The 16734-nt window shown below is 60.5% G+C and carries 11 protein-coding genes; 3 read left to right on the forward strand and 8 right to left on the reverse strand.

Going from position 1 to position 16734, the window contains the following annotated elements:
• Nucleotides 1-11: 11 nt before the first annotated feature.
• From ACQ4MY_RS13260 to ACQ4MY_RS13295, 8 genes are all read right to left on the reverse strand, one after another.
• Nucleotides 12-2510, reverse strand: coding sequence for a fimbria/pilus outer membrane usher protein (locus ACQ4MY_RS13260; protein ID WP_440095419.1), 2499 nt, complete (start codon nucleotides 2508-2510; stop codon nucleotides 12-14).
• Between the two features lie 84 nt (nucleotides 2511-2594).
• Nucleotides 2595-3344: a fimbrial biogenesis chaperone gene (locus ACQ4MY_RS13265; RefSeq protein WP_440095421.1), complete on the reverse strand. Its 750-nt coding sequence runs from the start codon at nucleotides 3342-3344 to the stop codon at nucleotides 2595-2597.
• Between the two features lie 72 nt (nucleotides 3345-3416).
• Complete coding sequence (locus ACQ4MY_RS13270; RefSeq protein ID WP_440095422.1) at nucleotides 3417-4007, reverse strand: fimbrial protein; 591 nt, start codon at nucleotides 4005-4007, stop codon at nucleotides 3417-3419.
• A 110-nt stretch (nucleotides 4008-4117) separates the two neighbouring features.
• Entirely contained in the window at nucleotides 4118-4765 is a 648-nt protein-coding gene (locus tag ACQ4MY_RS13275; protein ID WP_440095423.1) for a response regulator, read from the reverse strand.
• Between the two features lie 22 nt (nucleotides 4766-4787).
• Nucleotides 4788-7952: an ATP-binding protein gene (locus ACQ4MY_RS13280; RefSeq protein ID WP_440095424.1), complete on the reverse strand. Its 3165-nt coding sequence runs from the start codon at nucleotides 7950-7952 to the stop codon at nucleotides 4788-4790.
• An 86-nt stretch (nucleotides 7953-8038) separates the two neighbouring features.
• Nucleotides 8039-9226 (reverse strand): EAL domain-containing response regulator, encoded by a 1188-nt coding sequence (locus tag ACQ4MY_RS13285; protein ID WP_440095425.1) that lies wholly within the window; start codon nucleotides 9224-9226, stop codon nucleotides 8039-8041.
• A complete protein-coding gene (locus tag ACQ4MY_RS13290) occupies nucleotides 9213-12014 on the reverse strand; it encodes an ATP-binding protein (RefSeq protein ID WP_440095427.1) in 2802 nt (933 codons plus the stop codon). The genes ACQ4MY_RS13285 and ACQ4MY_RS13290 overlap by 14 nt, the downstream gene beginning before the upstream one ends.
• A 54-nt stretch (nucleotides 12015-12068) precedes the next feature.
• Nucleotides 12069-12962, reverse strand: a complete 894-nt coding sequence (locus ACQ4MY_RS13295; RefSeq protein WP_440095429.1) for a fimbrial protein — start codon at nucleotides 12960-12962, stop codon at nucleotides 12069-12071.
• Between the two features lie 254 nt (nucleotides 12963-13216).
• Between ACQ4MY_RS13295 and ACQ4MY_RS13300 the strand changes: the two genes are divergently transcribed.
• The 3 genes from ACQ4MY_RS13300 to ACQ4MY_RS13310 all read left to right on the forward strand — a co-directional run bounded on the left by ACQ4MY_RS13300 (nucleotide 13217) and on the right by ACQ4MY_RS13310 (nucleotide 16732).
• Entirely contained in the window at nucleotides 13217-14536 is a 1320-nt protein-coding gene (locus ACQ4MY_RS13300; protein WP_440095430.1) for a hypothetical protein, read from the forward strand.
• A 254-nt stretch (nucleotides 14537-14790) separates the two neighbouring features.
• Nucleotides 14791-15273, forward strand: a complete 483-nt coding sequence (locus tag ACQ4MY_RS13305; protein ID WP_440095431.1) for a MarR family winged helix-turn-helix transcriptional regulator — start codon at nucleotides 14791-14793, stop codon at nucleotides 15271-15273.
• Nucleotides 15263-16732 carry an efflux transporter outer membrane subunit gene (locus tag ACQ4MY_RS13310; protein WP_440095432.1) on the forward strand — a complete coding sequence of 490 codons (1470 nt, stop codon included), beginning with the start codon at nucleotides 15263-15265 and terminating at the stop codon, nucleotides 16730-16732. The genes ACQ4MY_RS13305 and ACQ4MY_RS13310 overlap by 11 nt, the downstream gene beginning before the upstream one ends.
• The last annotated feature ends 2 nt before the right edge of the window (nucleotides 16733-16734 follow it).

Consider the following 16734-nt stretch of genomic DNA (forward strand, 5'->3'; position numbering starts at 1 on the left):
AGGATTTTTTCTTACGGCAGATTAACTGGGGACGGGCGGCACACCAGCGAGGCCCGCTCATAGTTCAACGCCTTGTCACGTTCAGGTAACGCATACGGTGCTTCACAACGCTGGCCTTGCCAATTGATTGTGAGCGTCCCGGTGTCGCTTTCCACCAGTGCCAGTGCCTTGCCGCTCGGGTCGGAGATTGCCAGTTGCTTGCCAGCGCCATCTTCAAGGGAAGCACCAAAGGGAATCGGCTGGTGCTGCGCATCGAACAAGGCAAATTGCACGCGGCGCCCGGTCTTGCTGGCATAGCGCGCGAGCACCACTGCACCACGGCGCGGCACCACTTGCCGGGTCGCGTTATCGATTTCGATATCGGCGCCCAGATCGCGGGTGTCGAGGTTGATCCAGTTGACCCGATAGGGTTGCGCATTGGGCACCACGGCATAGCCATTACGACCGGTTTTCGCCCCGGAGAAGCTGCCGATCTTTACCCCGGAAACCCCTTCAACCTGCGCCAGCGCAAACGTCTCACCGACGGTTTGCCCGAGGTTGATCCCGCCGCCGTGGCCGACGATCGAACCGGCCAGATTGAGGTTCTGCGAGTTGTAGCCGCGCCCCTGACTGTAACCGGCACTGATGTCCATTACCGAAGTGCGGGTGCTGAGGTTGGCCGAACCACTGCTGCCGCCGGTGCTGCTGCTACCACCTTGCACCGAATAATAAGTATCGCTGTCTTCTGTCAGGTAACCATTGATGCCCACTTGGGTGCTGTCGGTGGCTTTCTGTGTGCTCGCGGAAACAAAGGCACGGGGTGCACGAGGTTTAGAACCCAGCGGAAAAGACAGTGACAGGTTGACCAGGGTGTCGTTGTTCGCCGGCCCATAGTTGCCGACATCCTTGGTGTAAGTGGCGCCGAGGTTGTAGCTGACATCGCCCCAATAGTTGCTGTAACCCGCCGACAGGCTTTGTGAACCGCCGCGTCCCCAATAGCGCTGGTCACTGGCGTTGAGATAGACGCTGCCATATTGCTGATCACGTCCCAGGCTCTGGTTGACGGTCAGGTCGGTGCGGGTTTTCGAGTTGCCCGTGCGTTTTTCGCCCTCGTGGCTCAGTTCCTCGACGTGGTCGCTGAGGGTGCGATAGCCCTCGGTCGAATAGCGATAGGCGGCGAGGGTGAAGCTGGTGTCGGTCCCGGTGAACGTCTTGGCGTATAGCGCGCGCAAACTGTTGCCCTTGACCACTTGGCCAAAGGTGCGGCTGGCGGAATGCGTCACGTCGAGCGACACGGCACCGATCGACGTATTGCGCCCGGCGCCCACGGACAACGCCTGGAAATCCTCGGTCGCCTGCACGCCGATGATGCCGGACAAATTGCTGCTGATGCCATAGGCCAGCGTGCTGCTGAGGAACTGCGGTGTCTGCTGGTCATCGCTATTGCTGTTGTAGCGGCCGGCCGAGACGCTGTATTTCAACTGACCCTGACGCACCATGATCGGCAGGCTGGAGAACGCCTGCACCGTCACCCGGCGCTGACCGTCGGCCTCGATGATCGTTATTTCCAGATCGCCGTTGGAACCGCTGGGATAGATATCACTGATCTCGAACGGGCCGGGCGGCACGTTGGCGCTGTAGAGCATGTAGTTGTTCTGACGAATTTCCACGGTGGCGCTGGACTGCGCAACCCCGCGAATGACAGGCGCATAACCGCGTTCGCTGTCGGCGCGCATACCGTCATCGGAGGCCAGTTTCAGGCCGCGATAGCGCACGCTGTCGAACAGGTCGGCGTCGGAGAAAATATCCCCGGCGCTGAACTGGCCCTTCAGCGCGGTCAGGTCATGTTGCAGATAGCTGCGGTTGCTCTTGAACGTACTCGGCTGGCCGGTGCTGCTGTTGAAGTTGGACTCGTTGCGCAGGCGCCAGCCACCGAAGTTGATGCCGTTACGCAGGCCGACGTTATTGGAAATCGTGTCGGCGGTCTGCGTGCTGTTACGGTTGCTGCTCAGCTGATAGTTGATGAATGCCGCAGGCACGCCTTCGTCCCACAGCGCCGGGTCGACGTAACCCCGTCGGCCACGTTCCATGGCGCTTTGTGGCACGCTGACCAACAGGCGCAGGCGTGGCACGTCGTAACGCACGGAGGCATGCTCGATCAGTGCGGGCAGGTCGAGGCAGGCGTTCTGATCGTCAGCGTCGAGTTTGCCGCTGGCTTGCAACTTGGCGATGTCGACGCCCAACTGCTGGACCATCTCCAGGGTCAGGCAGGCCTGGATCTTGCCGTTGCCGGGGTGGCGGCGGAAGTCGATGTCGCGACGACCGACCAGCGTGTCATTGCTGTACAGGTCAACCCGGTAGTTGCCGGGCAGTACGCTGTTGCTGGCGAGCAGCGATTGCACATCGACGGTCGACGCGGCACCTTGCAGAAACGACGTGTTGAACTGTTCATCGCCGTCAGCCTGGCACGCTGTACTGATAGCCGAGGCAATCAACAACGATGCCAAACCGTCGCGTTTGAGTAAAAACATGCAGGAACCCTATATCACCTCCGATACGAACTAACGGAGCGAAGAGAAATACAGTGAAAGTGCGCGATCAAAGCGACTCGCGAGTTATGGAGATTCGTTCTTTGGGCGAGCGCGGGTTTCGGCGCTGTTGGAAAGTTGCGCGGTAAAACGATCTTGGGCGCCATAGTCATTAATACTGCTGAACAACAAAGTTGGCGTGTTCGTCGATTGAAGTTGTTTCAGGGCGAACTCTTTGCGTTCGCCGGGGGCGATCATCAGCGAATCAAACGGGTGCTCGCTGAGTGCGCCGGATTGCAGGGTGATATCGGCAATCGACACGTGATAAAGACCGGGGTTGTTCACCACCAGCACGCTTTTACCGGCGCGCTCGGCCAGGCGCCAGGTCAACTCACCCGGTGCAAGGTAGGCGTTGTTTTTCAGGCCCGCGGGGCGGAAGAACACCTTGATGCGCTGACGTACGGCGAGCTGCAAGGTGTTCTGGGTTTTCGCGGTCTGGGGGATTTCCTGCACATTCAACCAGACCACCGATTCGCGGTCGGTCGGCATGCCGGTGCCTTCGTAGATGACCCGCAGTATTTGCTGTTCTTCGCCGCTGACACGCACCAGCGGCGGTGTGACTGCAAACGGCACGGAAGCGGTTTCGCTGGCTTCGGTGTCGATCCAGGACTGGATCAATACGTCTTCACCGCTGTTACGGACGGTGATGCCGGCTTCCTTGTGCTGGCCGTCGAAGATCAGGCGGGTGCTGCTCAGGGAAATGCCGGCCGTGGCCTGAGTGACCACGAACAGGCCCAGCAGGCCCGCGCAAAATGACAGTGAGTGACGATAAAACATGATGGTTACCGCGCAGATGATTGAAAGCACGGGGCCGCGAGGCCCCGCACCGGGCTCGAAAGTTCGCGCGGGTTATTCGTATTGGAGGGTGAATGGCAGGGTGGCATCGCCACGACCGGCAACAGCCAGTTTCGGGTCAACCGTAGTGACGTAGGCGGCCGAAAATTTCAGCGTGGTATTGCTGTCCTGCAGGGTGTTTTCGATCTTCGCGGTGGCTGGCGAGCTCAAGTCGATCACGGCGCCATTGGCGTCGAGCAAGGCGATGCCGATGCCTTTTGCAGCCCCCAGGCCGCTGATCAGTCGCAGCACTTTAGTGCCAGGTTCGATGCCCGAACCGGCGCCCTTGGTCGGTTCGAAGAGCATGGCAACCTTGGTGCCGGCATTGCAGTTGATCTTCATGTCGAAGTTTTCGACGCTCAAGGTGCCGTTGCCTTTCGGCGCAGTCGCGGTGCCCATGTCCTTGATCGACACTTCACCCATGGCGACCGAAATGGTTTTGTCCTTGCCGGCGCTTTCAACGGAACAGGCGTCATTGTTGATGGTGCCGGTGAAGTTGATCGTGCCGCTACCAGCCTTGGTTGGCACGACCGGGTCAGCGGCCAAGGCGTTACCTGCGGCAGCGAACATCGAAAGGGCGAGAAGTGTTTGGGACAACTTTTTCATGTTGCTTTTTCCATTGGTGGGGTTAAAGCAACACAATAAAACTCGCTTTACCGATGGAACATCAGACGATTCCTAGATATGGGTAAGTTGCCGAAAAGTGTCCTGTTTTATCAGCTGAACAAGTTTCGTTCTATGCAGTAAGTCAATAACTCCTGATCACTGCCGACTTCCAGTTTGCGCATCGCCGAGATTTTCTGCGTGCTGATGGTTTTTGCACTTCTGTTCAAGTGACGGGCAATGTCGTTGACGCCTTGGCCCTGCACGAACAAACGCAGGATTTCATGCTCCTTGGGCGATAACCGGGAAAACCGTTCATCCAGATCGGCGCCGTCGTTCACTACGGATGTCGGCGCGGGTGCCTGCCAGCGCACCGGGCTGCCCTTGGCAATCGCTTTGAGGGCGGCGGCTATTTCGTCGTGCAACTGGTTTTTCTGAATGACTGCCAGCACACCCAGTTCCTGCAGGCGCGTCAGGATCAACGGATTGGAAATCATCGTCAGTACCAGCACTCGAACCTTGGGAAAGTGCCTTATCAGGTACTCCACCAGCTTCAGGCCGTCACCGTAGGTCGAATCGGCAGGCATGTTGAAGTCGGTGATCAACAGATCTACAGGCTTGGTCTCCAGCAGCTTGATCAGCTCATCTGAGCCAACGGCTTCGCCCACCACGCGAAAGCGTTGATCACGCTCGACCAGTTCCCGTACCCCCAGCAGCACGATGGGGTGATCATCGGCAATGACAACGTTGAAGGTTTCCATGAGTGATTTATCCAGAGTGAAGTTATTCGAGGGAGTCGAGCAAATCATTCAGCCGCGCCAGGTGTTGGCGTACTTCCACGGCCAGCGCGGGCGTCACGGCCATGCCGGTCAAGCGACATTCCAGTTCGACAAACGCGCTGGCCAAGACGTTGATCTGCACCGCCCCCAACGCCCCCGCCATGCTGTGCAGTTGCTGCGCCACGCTGTTGGCGTCGGCTGCATCCAGTGCCGTCAGGGTGGTCTGAATTTCCTGGCGCAGGATGGTGACAAACAACTCGCGCATTTTTGCTGATAGCGGCGGCGGGGCATCGATAACGGGGGCCACAGCGATTTTGCAATGTTGCTCAAGTTGCGTGCGCAGGGTAGCGAGGTTCAGCGGTTTGACCATCCACGCGTTCATGCCGACGGCGGCACAGCGTTCGCCTTCTTCGCGCAGGGCGTTGGCGGTGACGCCAATGATCGGCAGCGTCGCGTCCTGTTTGCGTACGGCCTCGGCCAGCCGGTAGCCATTCATGACGGGCATATTGACGTCGGTCAGCAGCAGATCGAAACGACCGGGCGCCCACTGTGCCAAGGCCTGTTCGCCATTCGCGGCGACGACCACCGCGCAGCCCAGTGCTTCCAGTTGTTCCTTGATGATCGCCGCGTTGATCACGTTGTCTTCGGCCACCAGCACCTGCAGATTCAGTGGGCGGGTCTTTGCCTGCATCGAGGCCGGGCGCTGTGCATTAGCGCCGTGTTGTGCCAGATAAATTGCCCAGCCGATCGCGCGTACATCGTCGGCGTCGACTTCCCAGTCAGCGCCGTTCAACTGCGCCGGGTTGGGGCCGCCCGCTACGGCGACGATCCGTGGCCCGCTCCAGCTCGGGGCATTGTCGAGGGGCATGAGGTCCACCAGCAGCGCCGCCGATGGCGGCATCTCGGTTGTCACCAAGCGGCAATCCAGGCCAAAACGATTGAGCCAGGCGATGAGGTGCAGCGCCAGTTCGTTAACGGGTGCACGAACATAAACGGCGGGGCTTCCGGCCACGAACGCGGGGCAGTCGGCCAATGCGCCCGGCACGTTCTCCAGCGCGAGTTGCAGGGTAAAACTGCTGCCCAACCCCGGTTCGCTGACCACGCTCAACTGACCGTGCATCAACTCGCACAGCCATTTGCAAATGGCCAGGCCCAGACCCGCGCCGGCCTGACTGTCGGCGTCGTTGACCTGATAGAACGGGTCGAACAATTGCTGTTGCTGCGCCTGGGAAATCCCCACGCCCGAATCGCTGACCTGCCATTGCACCAGCGACTTGCCGTCGGCGTTTTGCAACGCCCGTACGCGCAGCACCACGCGGCCGTTGTCGGTGAATTTGATCGCGTTGCTCAGCAGGTTGTTGAGAATCTGGCGGATGCGCAACGGATCACCGCGCAGTCGATCCGGCAACGTCGAATCGATGCAGGCATACAGTTGCAGGCCTTTGGCGCGGGCAAAGGCGCTGTAAGTGCGCACGACGTCTTCAGTCAGCTCCAGCGGACAGAAGTCCTGAAGCTCAAGGGTCATTTGCCCGGCCTCGATCTTCGACACATCGAGCACATCGCTGATCAGCTTGAACAGGCTGGCGGAAGAGCGCTGGATGGTGTCCAGATAATCCTGCTGGCGCGGGGCGAGCGGCGTCAGGCCGAGCAATTCAAGGGTGCCCAGCACGCCGTAAAGTGGCGTGCGAATCTCATGGCTCATGGTGGCGAGGAATCGGCTTTTGGCCTGGTTGGCCGAGTCGGCGGCCTGCCGTGCTTCTTCCAGGGCTGCCGCGTCCTCGATGTGCCGGGTCACATCGTGCAGCGCGCACAGCCAAGCGTCCTGGCCCTGGTAACGTGTCGAGACGAAGGCCATATGCAGATGACGCCCGTCGATTTCCAGATCGGCATGACCGGACTGTGTGTGCGACTTGAGCAGGCTCATCAAACGGCTGCTGTCGTGCCATTGCTGGGCGCGCTGGTTTTCCAGGAGTACGTGGTGATCGCTGCGGCGGATCACGCACAGGCCGGTTGGCGCGGTGTCGATCACCGCCCGGCTGAATGCCTCGCTTTCGGCGATGCTCGCGTGCGCACTTTGCGCCGGCAGTATCACGCGCGCGGTGTACCAGCGATTGATGGCCCGACCGCAACCGAGCAACGCCAGCACCACCGCCACGAGGCACAGCAATGGCCACAGCGCATAGCTGAGGAAACTGCGCAGGCTGATGACGTAGATCGCGGTCCAGTGTTGCTCGCCGGGGCTGCTCAGCTTGAACACCAGGCCGTCACGGTCGAAATTTATCCCCTCATCCAGTGCCTGGTCGGACCTCTGTGCGCCGGTCAAGACCACTCCGGCCGGGGTGATCAAGGTGAAGTCGTCGTAAATCGACCACTCCATCAATCGCTCGATGTTGTTGACCTGAGACAGTTTCAGCAGCGTGCCGAGCACCACCCAGGAATCGGCACCTTCAATGGTCAGCGTTGGCTGCAGCAGATTGATCCTGACGTAGGCCAGCAGCGTCGGTGTCGCCTCGCTGTCCTGAGTGGGCGGGTAGGGCGCCCAATGCACTTGATGATCGGCCGCGGATGAAGGCTGCTCGCGTGTGTGCTGGTTCACCTGGCTCATTATTTCGGCAAACGCGCCAATCTGCATGGGGCCGGCACCGCGCAAGCGCCCGGCGGAGGGCACGGCCACGTCGAAGTTGTCGGGGCCATTGAGCAGGATCACTTGCGGCGACTGATAGTGCGATGCCGCCCAGAACGCGCTGTAGTAGGCAGCCAGATAACTGCCCAGCGCGAAAACCTTGGGGTATTGGTCGGCGGCGATTCTGTGCGGATCGATCTTTACGCTGAACGGCAGGGAGAACGGCAAGCCGCGACCTTCATAGACATTCGGGCCTTCTTCGGGCAGCAGCTTTTGCGAATAAGTGGGCAACACCAAAGGGAAATATTGGCCTTTGGCACTGGCTTGCGAGATATCGCGCAGAAACACTTCCTGCTCGTGGATGTTCTCCATCAACCGGGCGAAGTGAAACTGCAGGGTATCGCGCTGCTCCTCGAGCATGCGCTGCACGCCAACATAGCTGATGCCCAACAGCAGCAACACCAGGGCGCCGAGCAGCAGCAGACTTTTGTTCAAACGCAGCGAACTGCTGGCCAGTTTGTCCAGAAATGCATTGGTATGCGGCATTACAGCGCCTGGCCAGCGGTGATGGGACAGCCTTGGGACACAGTGACCTCGGTAGCGAGCGACGTTGAACAACAGCCACGTGCCGCTCAATAGGCAGTCGCCGGCCCGTCGTGGGTCAGCAAGTGCTGGAACTGCTCGGCTGAAACGGCGTGGGAAATCAGGAAACCCTGAACCTGAGTGCAGTCGATCTTACGCAACAGAGCAAGTTCTTGTGCGGTTTCTACGCCTTCGGCCACCACGGTCAGACCCAATTGGCGACCGAGGCTGACAATGCTGGTCAGCGCCTGCGCGAGTTCGGCATTGGCGTTGCAGCCTTGCACCAGCGCGCGGTCGATTTTCAGTTCGGTGAACGGCGCTGACACCAGGTTCATGTACGAGCTGTAGCCCTTGCCGAAATCGTCCTGCGAAAGGCCAAAACCTTTGATCCGCAGCCGGCAGGCGCCGGCGTAAAAATTGCTGATGTCATCGGGCACCGAGCACTCCATCAACTCGAAACAGATCCTCGCGGGCAGGCCTTGATGGGCGAGAACGAAGGCGAGAATGCGGTCGGGCAGGTCGTGGCTGTTGAGCAGGTGCGTCGGCAGGTTGACCGAGACCGGAATGTCATAGCCCTGTTCGCACCAGATGGCTTGGGCGGCGATCGCTTGTTTCAGCACGCACCAGAGCAATGGCTCTTCGAGACCGAACGCAATCAACGCCGGCAAGAACACGCCGGGCAACAGCGTGCCATGCTCAGGATGATTCCAGCGTACCAATGCTTCGGCAGCGACGATCCGGCCGTTGTTCAAGGCTTTTTTGGGTTGAAACCAGGCTTGCAGTTCACCGTTGTCGAGGGCGTTGCAAATGCTCTGGCGATCGATGCCGGGATGGGGCGCCGCCGGGACGCTCTGACGCAGCGCCTGCAATTGATCGATCAGGCAACGCAGGGCGGCGGCGTTCACTGGTTTGGAAATCAGCCCGATGACTTTCACCTGCAGGTTGCTCGCCACCAGGCTCGCGCCCATCAACATGCGTCGCGAGGCGGCGCTCATGATCGCCAGTGCTGGGCGCGAACGCTGCGCGGCGAGGCCCTGAATAAACTGCACGCCGTCCATGCCCGGCATCAGCAGGTCGGTGAGCACCAGATCGAAGTCGCGTTGTTTCAGGTAATCCAGTGCTTCTTCGCCGTCCCTGGCGCACGCCAGATCAAATTCGCCCAACTCGCTGAACAGGTTCTGCAAATACAGGTGCTGGAAGGGGTGGTCTTCGACAATCAGAATGCTACAGGGCTTCATGGGCGACTCGTTCGTAGGGAGCCAGGACAGCGAACAAGGCTCGTAGCGTAAAAGGTTTGACCAGGCAGTGATTCATGCCGGCGGCCAGGCACAGCGCGTCCTCACCGCGCAGGGCGTTGGCGGTCGCGCCGATGATCGGAATGCTGCAACCGAGGCGTCGCAGGGCTTTGGCCAGCTCATAACCGTTGAGACGGGGCATGTTGACGTCGGTCAGGACGATGTCGAACGCACCCTCGCGCCATTGCGCCAAGGCCTCTTCGCCATCGCTGGCCAGCGCCACCGTGCAGCCGAGTTCTTCGAGCTGATCGCGCAGGATCAGTTGATTGATGACGTTGTCTTCGGCTACCAGGATGTGCAGGTGCAACGCGCTCATCGCGTGGGGTTCATTGTCTTGCGGGCGGTGAAGGATCTGGCCGCTCTGGGCCTGGCGAACGGCCCGTTGAATCGCCAGCAGATCATTCAGATTGACCTGCCAGCCGTCGCCGCTGAACTGCGGCTCGTGGGCGCCGTCACCGCTGGCCAGTACGCGCGGCCCGCGCCATGTCAGATTCGGGCGCTGTCCGAAGGCCGCGGGATACAGTTCCAGCAACACTGCCGTTGTATCAGGCTCGATGTCGTCCGGTGCGCCGATATGCGCGCGGGCGCCCCAACGACGCAACCAGCCACTGACGCTGTCGGCCAGTTCGCGCACGGGCGAAACGACATAGACGAGGTCCGCGGCCAAGGGCGGCAAAGCAGTAGAGGGTGCGTTGCCGCAGCGTTGCTCCAGCGGCACGCTCAGGGAAAAACTGCTGCCCAGGCCCGGCTCGCTGACCATGCGCAGGGTGCCATTCATCAAGTGGGTCAGACGCTGGCAGATCGGCAACCCCAGGCCGGTGCCGGCAACCACATTGGTGTTGCCGGCGATCTGGTAGAACGGTTCGAAAATAAACGCCTGATCGTCATGGGCGATGCCTTTGCCGGTGTCCGAAACCTGCCATTGCAGACACACGCGTTCGCCTTCGCGAGCGAGCAGTCTGACCCGCAACACCACGCGCCCGGAATCGGTGAACTTGACCGCGTTGCTCAGCAGGTTGTTGAGGATCTGTCGCACCCGGCTGACATCGCCGATCAATTGCTCAGGCAGTTGCGGGTCCAGGCAGGCATAGAGTTGCAGGCCTTTGCTTTGCGCGGCAGCGGCGTAACCCTGCACCACCTCGTGTACCAGCTCGAGGACGGAAAATTCGCTCAGCTCCAGCGCCAGTTGCCCGGCTTCGATCTTCGACACATCGAGCACGTCGCAAATCAACTGCAGCAAGGTGGCCGACGAACCCTCGATTGCCCGCAGGTAACTTTTCTGCTGAGTGTCCAGCTGCGTGCGCGCGAGCAATTCAAGGGTGCCCAGTACGCCGTAGAGCGGGGTGCGGATTTCGTGGCTCATGGTCGCCAAAAACAAGGTTTTCGCTTCGTTGGCGGCATCCGCCGATTGGCGTGCCTGTTCCAGTGCTGCTTCGATTTGCCGCCGTGCGCTGATATCGCTAAATGCACAGAGCAACACGTCTTCACCCTTGTAGCGGGTGGGCGCACAGCTCAGGTACAGGTGACGACCGTCGGCGGTCTCGAAGTAATCGGTCAGGCATGGCGTGGTTTCGTCAAATGCATCACGGATCCAGCCCGCGCCCAGTTGCTCGCTGCACTGGCCCAGCCATTGCCGCGCGAGGGTGTTGTCCAGCACCACTTGGCCGTCACTGCGGCGCAGCACGCACAGCGCCACCGGCGCGGTCTGAATCACGTCGCGGCTGAACAGTTCGCTTTCCACCAGCGCCTGTATGCGCTGGATCGCCGGGGTAATGACGCGATGCTCCAAACGACGAACCAACAGGCACACCAGGCTGATACTCAACACGCAGAACAGCAGCGCGCCGAGCATTTGTGGCCACAGGGCGCGCAGCACCGCCAGCAAATCAATGGAGTAAGTCAGCTGCCAATCCGACGATTTCAGCTGTTTGCGCAACACCAACTGCTCGGGCAGCCAGCCATCGCCGACGAAGCCGAAGAAATCCTGTTGCCGCAGCAACGGCAGCTTTTGTTCGGGCGGCGGTTTATGGCTGTTGCTGAACAGCGGCTTGCCCTGGGAGTTGAACATGGTGAACTCGCCGGCACTGTGGTCGCTCAAGGCGCTGGAGACTTCACGGTCGTCCATCTCCAGGCCGAGCCAGCCGGAGTGGACGTCGCGTTCATCCAAACGAATGAAGATGTACAGCTGCGAGTGCCCGTCTGCGGCATGGGTCAGCCACAGTTCCGACAAGGTCGCCGTGAGCTTGAGCGCTTCCAGCTGATCCAGCGTGGACTGTGGCAAACCGACGACCAGCGGTGTCGCGTTGTATAGCCGCAATACATGACCGCCATTGCTGACATACAGCAGATTGAGCTGCTTGGCTTTCAGGTAATCGCGCATGCGTTGGGTCAGCCAGATGCTCCATTGCTTGCCCGGCGTTTGCCCCAGCAGCAGACGGATTTCTTCTTCGGACACCGGCACGTTTATTTTCGCCTTGCGTGTGGCCGACAGGCTCAGGCTTTCCAGCAGCGCTTCGCGGGTGGTGAAAAAGGTATGCGCTTCGGCGATGGCGCTGCTCATGTAACTGCGCCGTTGGGAAATCTCATTGTTGAAGGTAAACAGCAGGAAGCTGTAGACGCCGCCGAGAATGCCCACCAGCAGCACCAGGGCAAAAATGCGCAGCAGACGCCGCGCCGCATCGGGCGAGGACAGGAGCGGGCTGATCTGATGGAGGTAGTTCTTCAATCTCATCCCGGCACTCTAGGGAGAGGCGGGAGCGGGGAACATCAGACGATTCTTAGATGGCTACAGGTAGTTCACGATGAAGGTGACTTCGGTGTTGGCGCTGCCGGCCTTGAGCTCACCCGTGGGCAGACGGTAGTACGCGGCGGTTAACGGGATCTTGAAATCGGTGCCGGTGGTGGTGAAGGCGTTGAACGGGTAAGTGGTATCGAAGGCGATCGGCTGCCCGACGTCGTTCATCAATTGCAGGCCGATGCCGCCGGCGGTGGAGGTGCTGTTGAGCGCGACGATGCCCTTGGTCGCGTCGATGACGGGTGTCGTGGCCTTGAGCGAATAGGTGACTTTCTTGATGCCGGTCTGGCACTGATTCAAGGCGATGTCGAAGCGCACGGTGCGGGGTTTGGCGCCCGCGTCGCTAAACTCCTGGAGTTGATAGTCATCGCCCATGGCGACAGGGACGGAAGGGGTCTGGCAGGAGGCCGCATTCAACACCAGCGCATTGGTCAAATTGAAGTTATTCAGAATCAGCTCGCCGGCTTTCAGGCTGGCCAGGTTGCCGGCCGGTATCGTGATCTGCGCCGCCAACGGGCCGGACTTGACGATTTCCAGGCGGATCGAGCCTGGCATCACGCCGTAGCCTTTTGGGGCGACCGAAAAGAGCGAGGGCTCATAGCGATCCAGCATACCCATCCAGATACGGAACGACAGCCCGGTCTTGCCCAGGGGGAAGGTCGTTACGGTACTGGTCGGGGTGCCAAACGCGGGATTGACCGCTATTCCGTAGAACGAGCTCGCATTGCACGACCAACTGTGCGAGCTCGATTGCTGCGCGGTTTCCTGATAAACCACCGTGCCATCCGGTGTGTCGGCGGGGATGGTCAGGCCGCCATTGGCCAGGCTGGCGCCGTAACTGAGCGTTTGCGTGGAAGGGGAACTGTTGAAGCTACACGTCGCCATTGCGTCCGTTGCGCATGCCAGCAACGTCGCTGCGGCAAGAGTGAGCAGGGGGCGCTGCAGAGTTATTCGCTTCATGAAAAGGGCTATACGTGTCGGCCAAAGAGCGGCGTACGTTAAACACGCTGTATACCGATGGACATCAGGCGATTCTTAGAACACGTTCCCGCGAATGCGCAAACGCGGCGATGTATTAGACTCAGCAAAGCCTGCAAACCGTGCAGGTTGTACGGCCCCCGTTTCACCAAAGAGGTCATATGGTCCGCTTGAGTATGGTCTTGCTCGGCAATGACTTTGTCCGCAAGCGTTGGTCCGCGCTGGCGCTGACCGGCATTGTCTGGGGTGCGGCCGGTGTGGGCATCTTCATTGATGCGCTGGACGGTGTGTTGTATTTCCCGCTGCATCTCTTCGGCTATCTGTTGTTGCTCGAAGCGCTGATCCTGCTGCTGGTGCCGGCACCGCAAGCCGGGACCGCTGCGGCCCTGCGCAGAGCGCGCGGACTGGCTTTTCTCTTGCTGGGACTGCTGATCGTCGACCGGCAACACGCCGCTGGGCTGATTCTGGCGGTGCTGTTTGGTGGGGCTTTTCTGCTCGATGGCGGTTTTCGGCTGGCGGCTGCGGTGGTGGTGCGCTTTGTTGGGTGGCAAGTGTCGCTGCTGGCGGGGTTGTTCGAAATCGGCTTTGGTGTGTTTATCCTCGAACCGTACCCGACGCTGTATAAGGGCACGGTGCCATTCTGCATTGGCATGAGCCTGTTTCTCTCGGGCTGCGCCTTGTTGCGCCAAGCGGTGCGCTTCAAACACCAGCCGCCGCTGACAAGTCCTTTGTCGGTCAGTGCGCCGGCCGGCAGCGAGGCGCTGGTGGTGCATGTCTGGACCCCCAGCGGCACCGTCGATGACACCTTGGTGCGCAACCGACTGCTCAATCGCTACATCGCGGCGGTCGACATCAACGGCGTGATCTCCGCCGGCCATGCGGCACTGGAATGTGGCCCGGACATTTACATCAGCCATTACCCGCAGGATGACATTGATCGTTCGGCGGGGGATTTCGTGCGCTTGCTGCGGGCGACGCCGAACAACGATGTTGCCGGCCGGTTTCTGCCTGATTATGCGGGGGAGGTGGCTGACTGGTGTCTCTCTTCGGTGCAGGTCAGTTTTGCCCGCTACGATGCCCGGCGGCTCAGTGCGTTCTGGGCGGACTATCGGCAGAACAGCACGTACAACCTGACCAGTCGCAATTGTTCCAGCGCTGTTGCCCATAGCCTCGAAGCGGCCCTTGAAGGAGCGATGAACCGGGGCCATTCGAGCATGCTGGATTTCGCCCGGGTCGTCTTCAGCCCCGAGTTCTGGGTCGCCGCGCAAGTGCGCAAACGCGCCGAGGCGATGGCCTGGACGCCCGGACTGGTGCTCGACTATGCGCGAGCGCTGCATGCGGCCATCGAGCCGGCACCGCCGGGTTGGCACAGCATTTATGCGGTGAGCAAGCGTGCGTTTGGGTATGTGGCGACTGCCTTGCGCGGGCGCGAGGTGCATCCCGTTCAGCCGCCACCCGTGCATCCTTCCGACGAATCCTGACCGACGTTCCACCGAGTCGCCCCAATCGCTGGCAAGCCAGCTCCCACAGGTTTCTGCGGCGTGCATGAATTTTGTGTGCGACACGGACCCTGTGGGAGCTGGCTTGCCAGCGATGGCGTCAGGGTGTTCACCGCAATCTCCCAGCCCATTGGTCAACTATTTACAAAGCTTCCTAACTATTTCGTTGACATTCGCTGCCTAGGCAGTAACATCTCGACATACATTCACTGCCTAGGCAGTTATTAGGTAAGCACATGAAGCATTTCACCCCGGACGAATTCAAACACTGCCATCTCGGCCTGTTGCTTGGCCGTGCTGCGCTGCTCAAGGACCGGATCATCGACACCCACATGGAACCCCACGGCATCACCGCCGCGCAGTTCAAGGTGTTGATCATCATGGCCCAGTACGGCGTCGATACCCCGGCCGAGTTGTGCCGGCATCTGTCGCTGGACAGCGGTTCGATGACACGCATGCTTGATCGTCTGGAGCAGAAAGGTTTCCTGGCTCGCCAACGCAGCGAAGGCGATCGCCGTCAGGTGCAACTGACCCTGACCGAGCAAGGCCAGCAACTGGCTGATCGCCTGCCGCACATCGGCGCCGACGCGATGAATGAATTGGCCGGCGCCGTCACCCCGGACGAGTTGAAGACCCTGGAATACATCCTCAAGAAAATCCTGCTGGCAGCCGGTGACCCGATCACTATCCAGCGCTTAGGTGAACACAATGAGCGGTAAAACCTTGCGCAGCAGCCTGACCCTGGTGCTGTCGGCGATGATCCTCGCCGGTTGCGCCAACTACAGTGGTCTCGACACTCAAGGCAAAAACCTTGACGCGGCGAGCCTGAAAACCGGCCAATCCCTCAACGGCGTGACCCTGTCGCCCGCCGCGTGGCCAAAAAGCGATTGGTGGACGAGTCTGGGCGATCCGCAACTCGACGGCTTGATCCGCGAAGCCCTGCACGACAGCCCTGACATGCAGATCGCCGCCGCCCGCGCCCATCAGGCCAGCGCCGCCGCGTATGCCGCTGATGCCGCACGCTATCCGACCCTCGACGCCAGCGCCGGCATCAGCCGTTCGCGTCTGGCCAAGGATCAGGATCCGCTGGGGCAGGGCGATGCCTACGCCACCGTGCGTAACGTCAGCGCCGGTTTCAATTACAACTTCGACCTGTGGGGCGGCCAGCGTGATGCCTGGGAAGCTGCACTCGGTCAGGCCCGCGCCGCTGAAGTCGATCGCCAGGCCGCGCAGTTGACGCTCGCCGCCGACGTCGCTCGTGCCTACAGCGATCTCGGTCAGGCGCACATCGTTTATGACTTGGCCAGCGACGACCTCAAGCGCACCAAGCAAATGCTCGACCTGAGCCAGCGTCGCCTGAGTTCTGGGATCGACAGCCAGTACCAGTTCCAGCAAACGCAAAGCCTAGAAGCCAGCTCCGAGGCCAGCCTGATCGACGCGGAAAAACGTCTGAACAGCGCCAAAATCGCTTTGGCTGTGCTACTCGGCAAAGGCCCGGATCGCGGCAACGAAATTGCCCGACCGAAGATCCTGCAAGCCAGCGCTGTTGCCGTGCCGTCGGTATTGCCGGCCGAGCTGCTCGGCCGCCGCCCGGATCTGGTCGCCGCGCGCTGGCGTGTCGAAGCGGCGAGCAAAGACATCGACTCGGCGAAAACCCAGTTCTATCCCAACTTGAATTTGTCGGCCTCGGCCGGTGCCGAATCCTTGTTGGGTGACGCGATGTTCGGTTCGGCCAGTCGCTTCTTCAACATTGCCCCGACCATCTCGGTGCCGATCTTCGACGGCGGACGCCTGCGCGCCAACCTCGATGCGCGCGACGCCGATTACGATCTGGCGGTGGCGCAGTACAACAAAAGCTTGGTGAAGGCACTGGGCGATGTCAGCGACACGATCAACCAGTTGCGTGACATCGGCCGGCAGATCGGTGCGCAGCAGCACGCCACCGACATTGCCCAGGATTCTTACAACACCGTCGTCCAGCGTTACGGTTCCGGCATCGGCAACTACCTGGACGTGCTCAGCATCGAGCAGCAATTGCTGCAGGCCCAGCGTCAACTGGCCAACCTCAATGCCGAGCAGATCGACCTGTCGATTCAACTGATGCAAGCGCTGGGCGGTGGTTTCCAGGGTGACACCCTGACCGCAGCCAACGCCACCCCAGCCACGCCGCACAACTAATT

Origin of the sequence: Pseudomonas sp. SM4 (assembly GCF_051913165.1) — a bacterium.
Classification (GTDB): Bacteria; Pseudomonadota; Gammaproteobacteria; order Pseudomonadales; family Pseudomonadaceae; genus Aquipseudomonas.

Bases quoted from the DNA above. Each gene is read 5' to 3' on its own strand.
- ACQ4MY_RS13280 (WP_440095424.1), bottom strand. From the start codon at position 7,952: ATGCCGCATACCAATGCATTTCTGGACAAACTGGCCAGCAGTTCGCTG.
- ACQ4MY_RS13305 (WP_440095431.1), top strand. From the start codon at position 14,791: ATGAAGCATTTCACCCCGGACGAATTCAAACACTGCCATCTCGGCCTG.
- ACQ4MY_RS13310 (WP_440095432.1), top strand. From the start codon at position 15,263: ATGAGCGGTAAAACCTTGCGCAGCAGCCTGACCCTGGTGCTGTCGGCG.
- ACQ4MY_RS13285 (WP_440095425.1), bottom strand. From the start codon at position 9,226: ATGAAGCCCTGTAGCATTCTGATTGTCGAAGACCACCCCTTCCAGCAC.
- ACQ4MY_RS13275 (WP_440095423.1), bottom strand. From the start codon at position 4,765: ATGGAAACCTTCAACGTTGTCATTGCCGATGATCACCCCATCGTGCTG.
- ACQ4MY_RS13300 (WP_440095430.1), top strand. From the start codon at position 13,217: ATGGTCCGCTTGAGTATGGTCTTGCTCGGCAATGACTTTGTCCGCAAG.
- ACQ4MY_RS13295 (WP_440095429.1), bottom strand. From the start codon at position 12,962: ATGGCGACGTGTAGCTTCAACAGTTCCCCTTCCACGCAAACGCTCAGT.
- ACQ4MY_RS13290 (WP_440095427.1), bottom strand. From the start codon at position 12,014: ATGAGATTGAAGAACTACCTCCATCAGATCAGCCCGCTCCTGTCCTCG.
- ACQ4MY_RS13270 (WP_440095422.1), bottom strand. From the start codon at position 4,007: ATGAAAAAGTTGTCCCAAACACTTCTCGCCCTTTCGATGTTCGCTGCC.
- ACQ4MY_RS13265 (WP_440095421.1), bottom strand. From the start codon at position 3,344: ATGTTTTATCGTCACTCACTGTCATTTTGCGCGGGCCTGCTGGGCCTG.
- ACQ4MY_RS13260 (WP_440095419.1), bottom strand. From the start codon at position 2,510: ATGTTTTTACTCAAACGCGACGGTTTGGCATCGTTGTTGATTGCCTCG.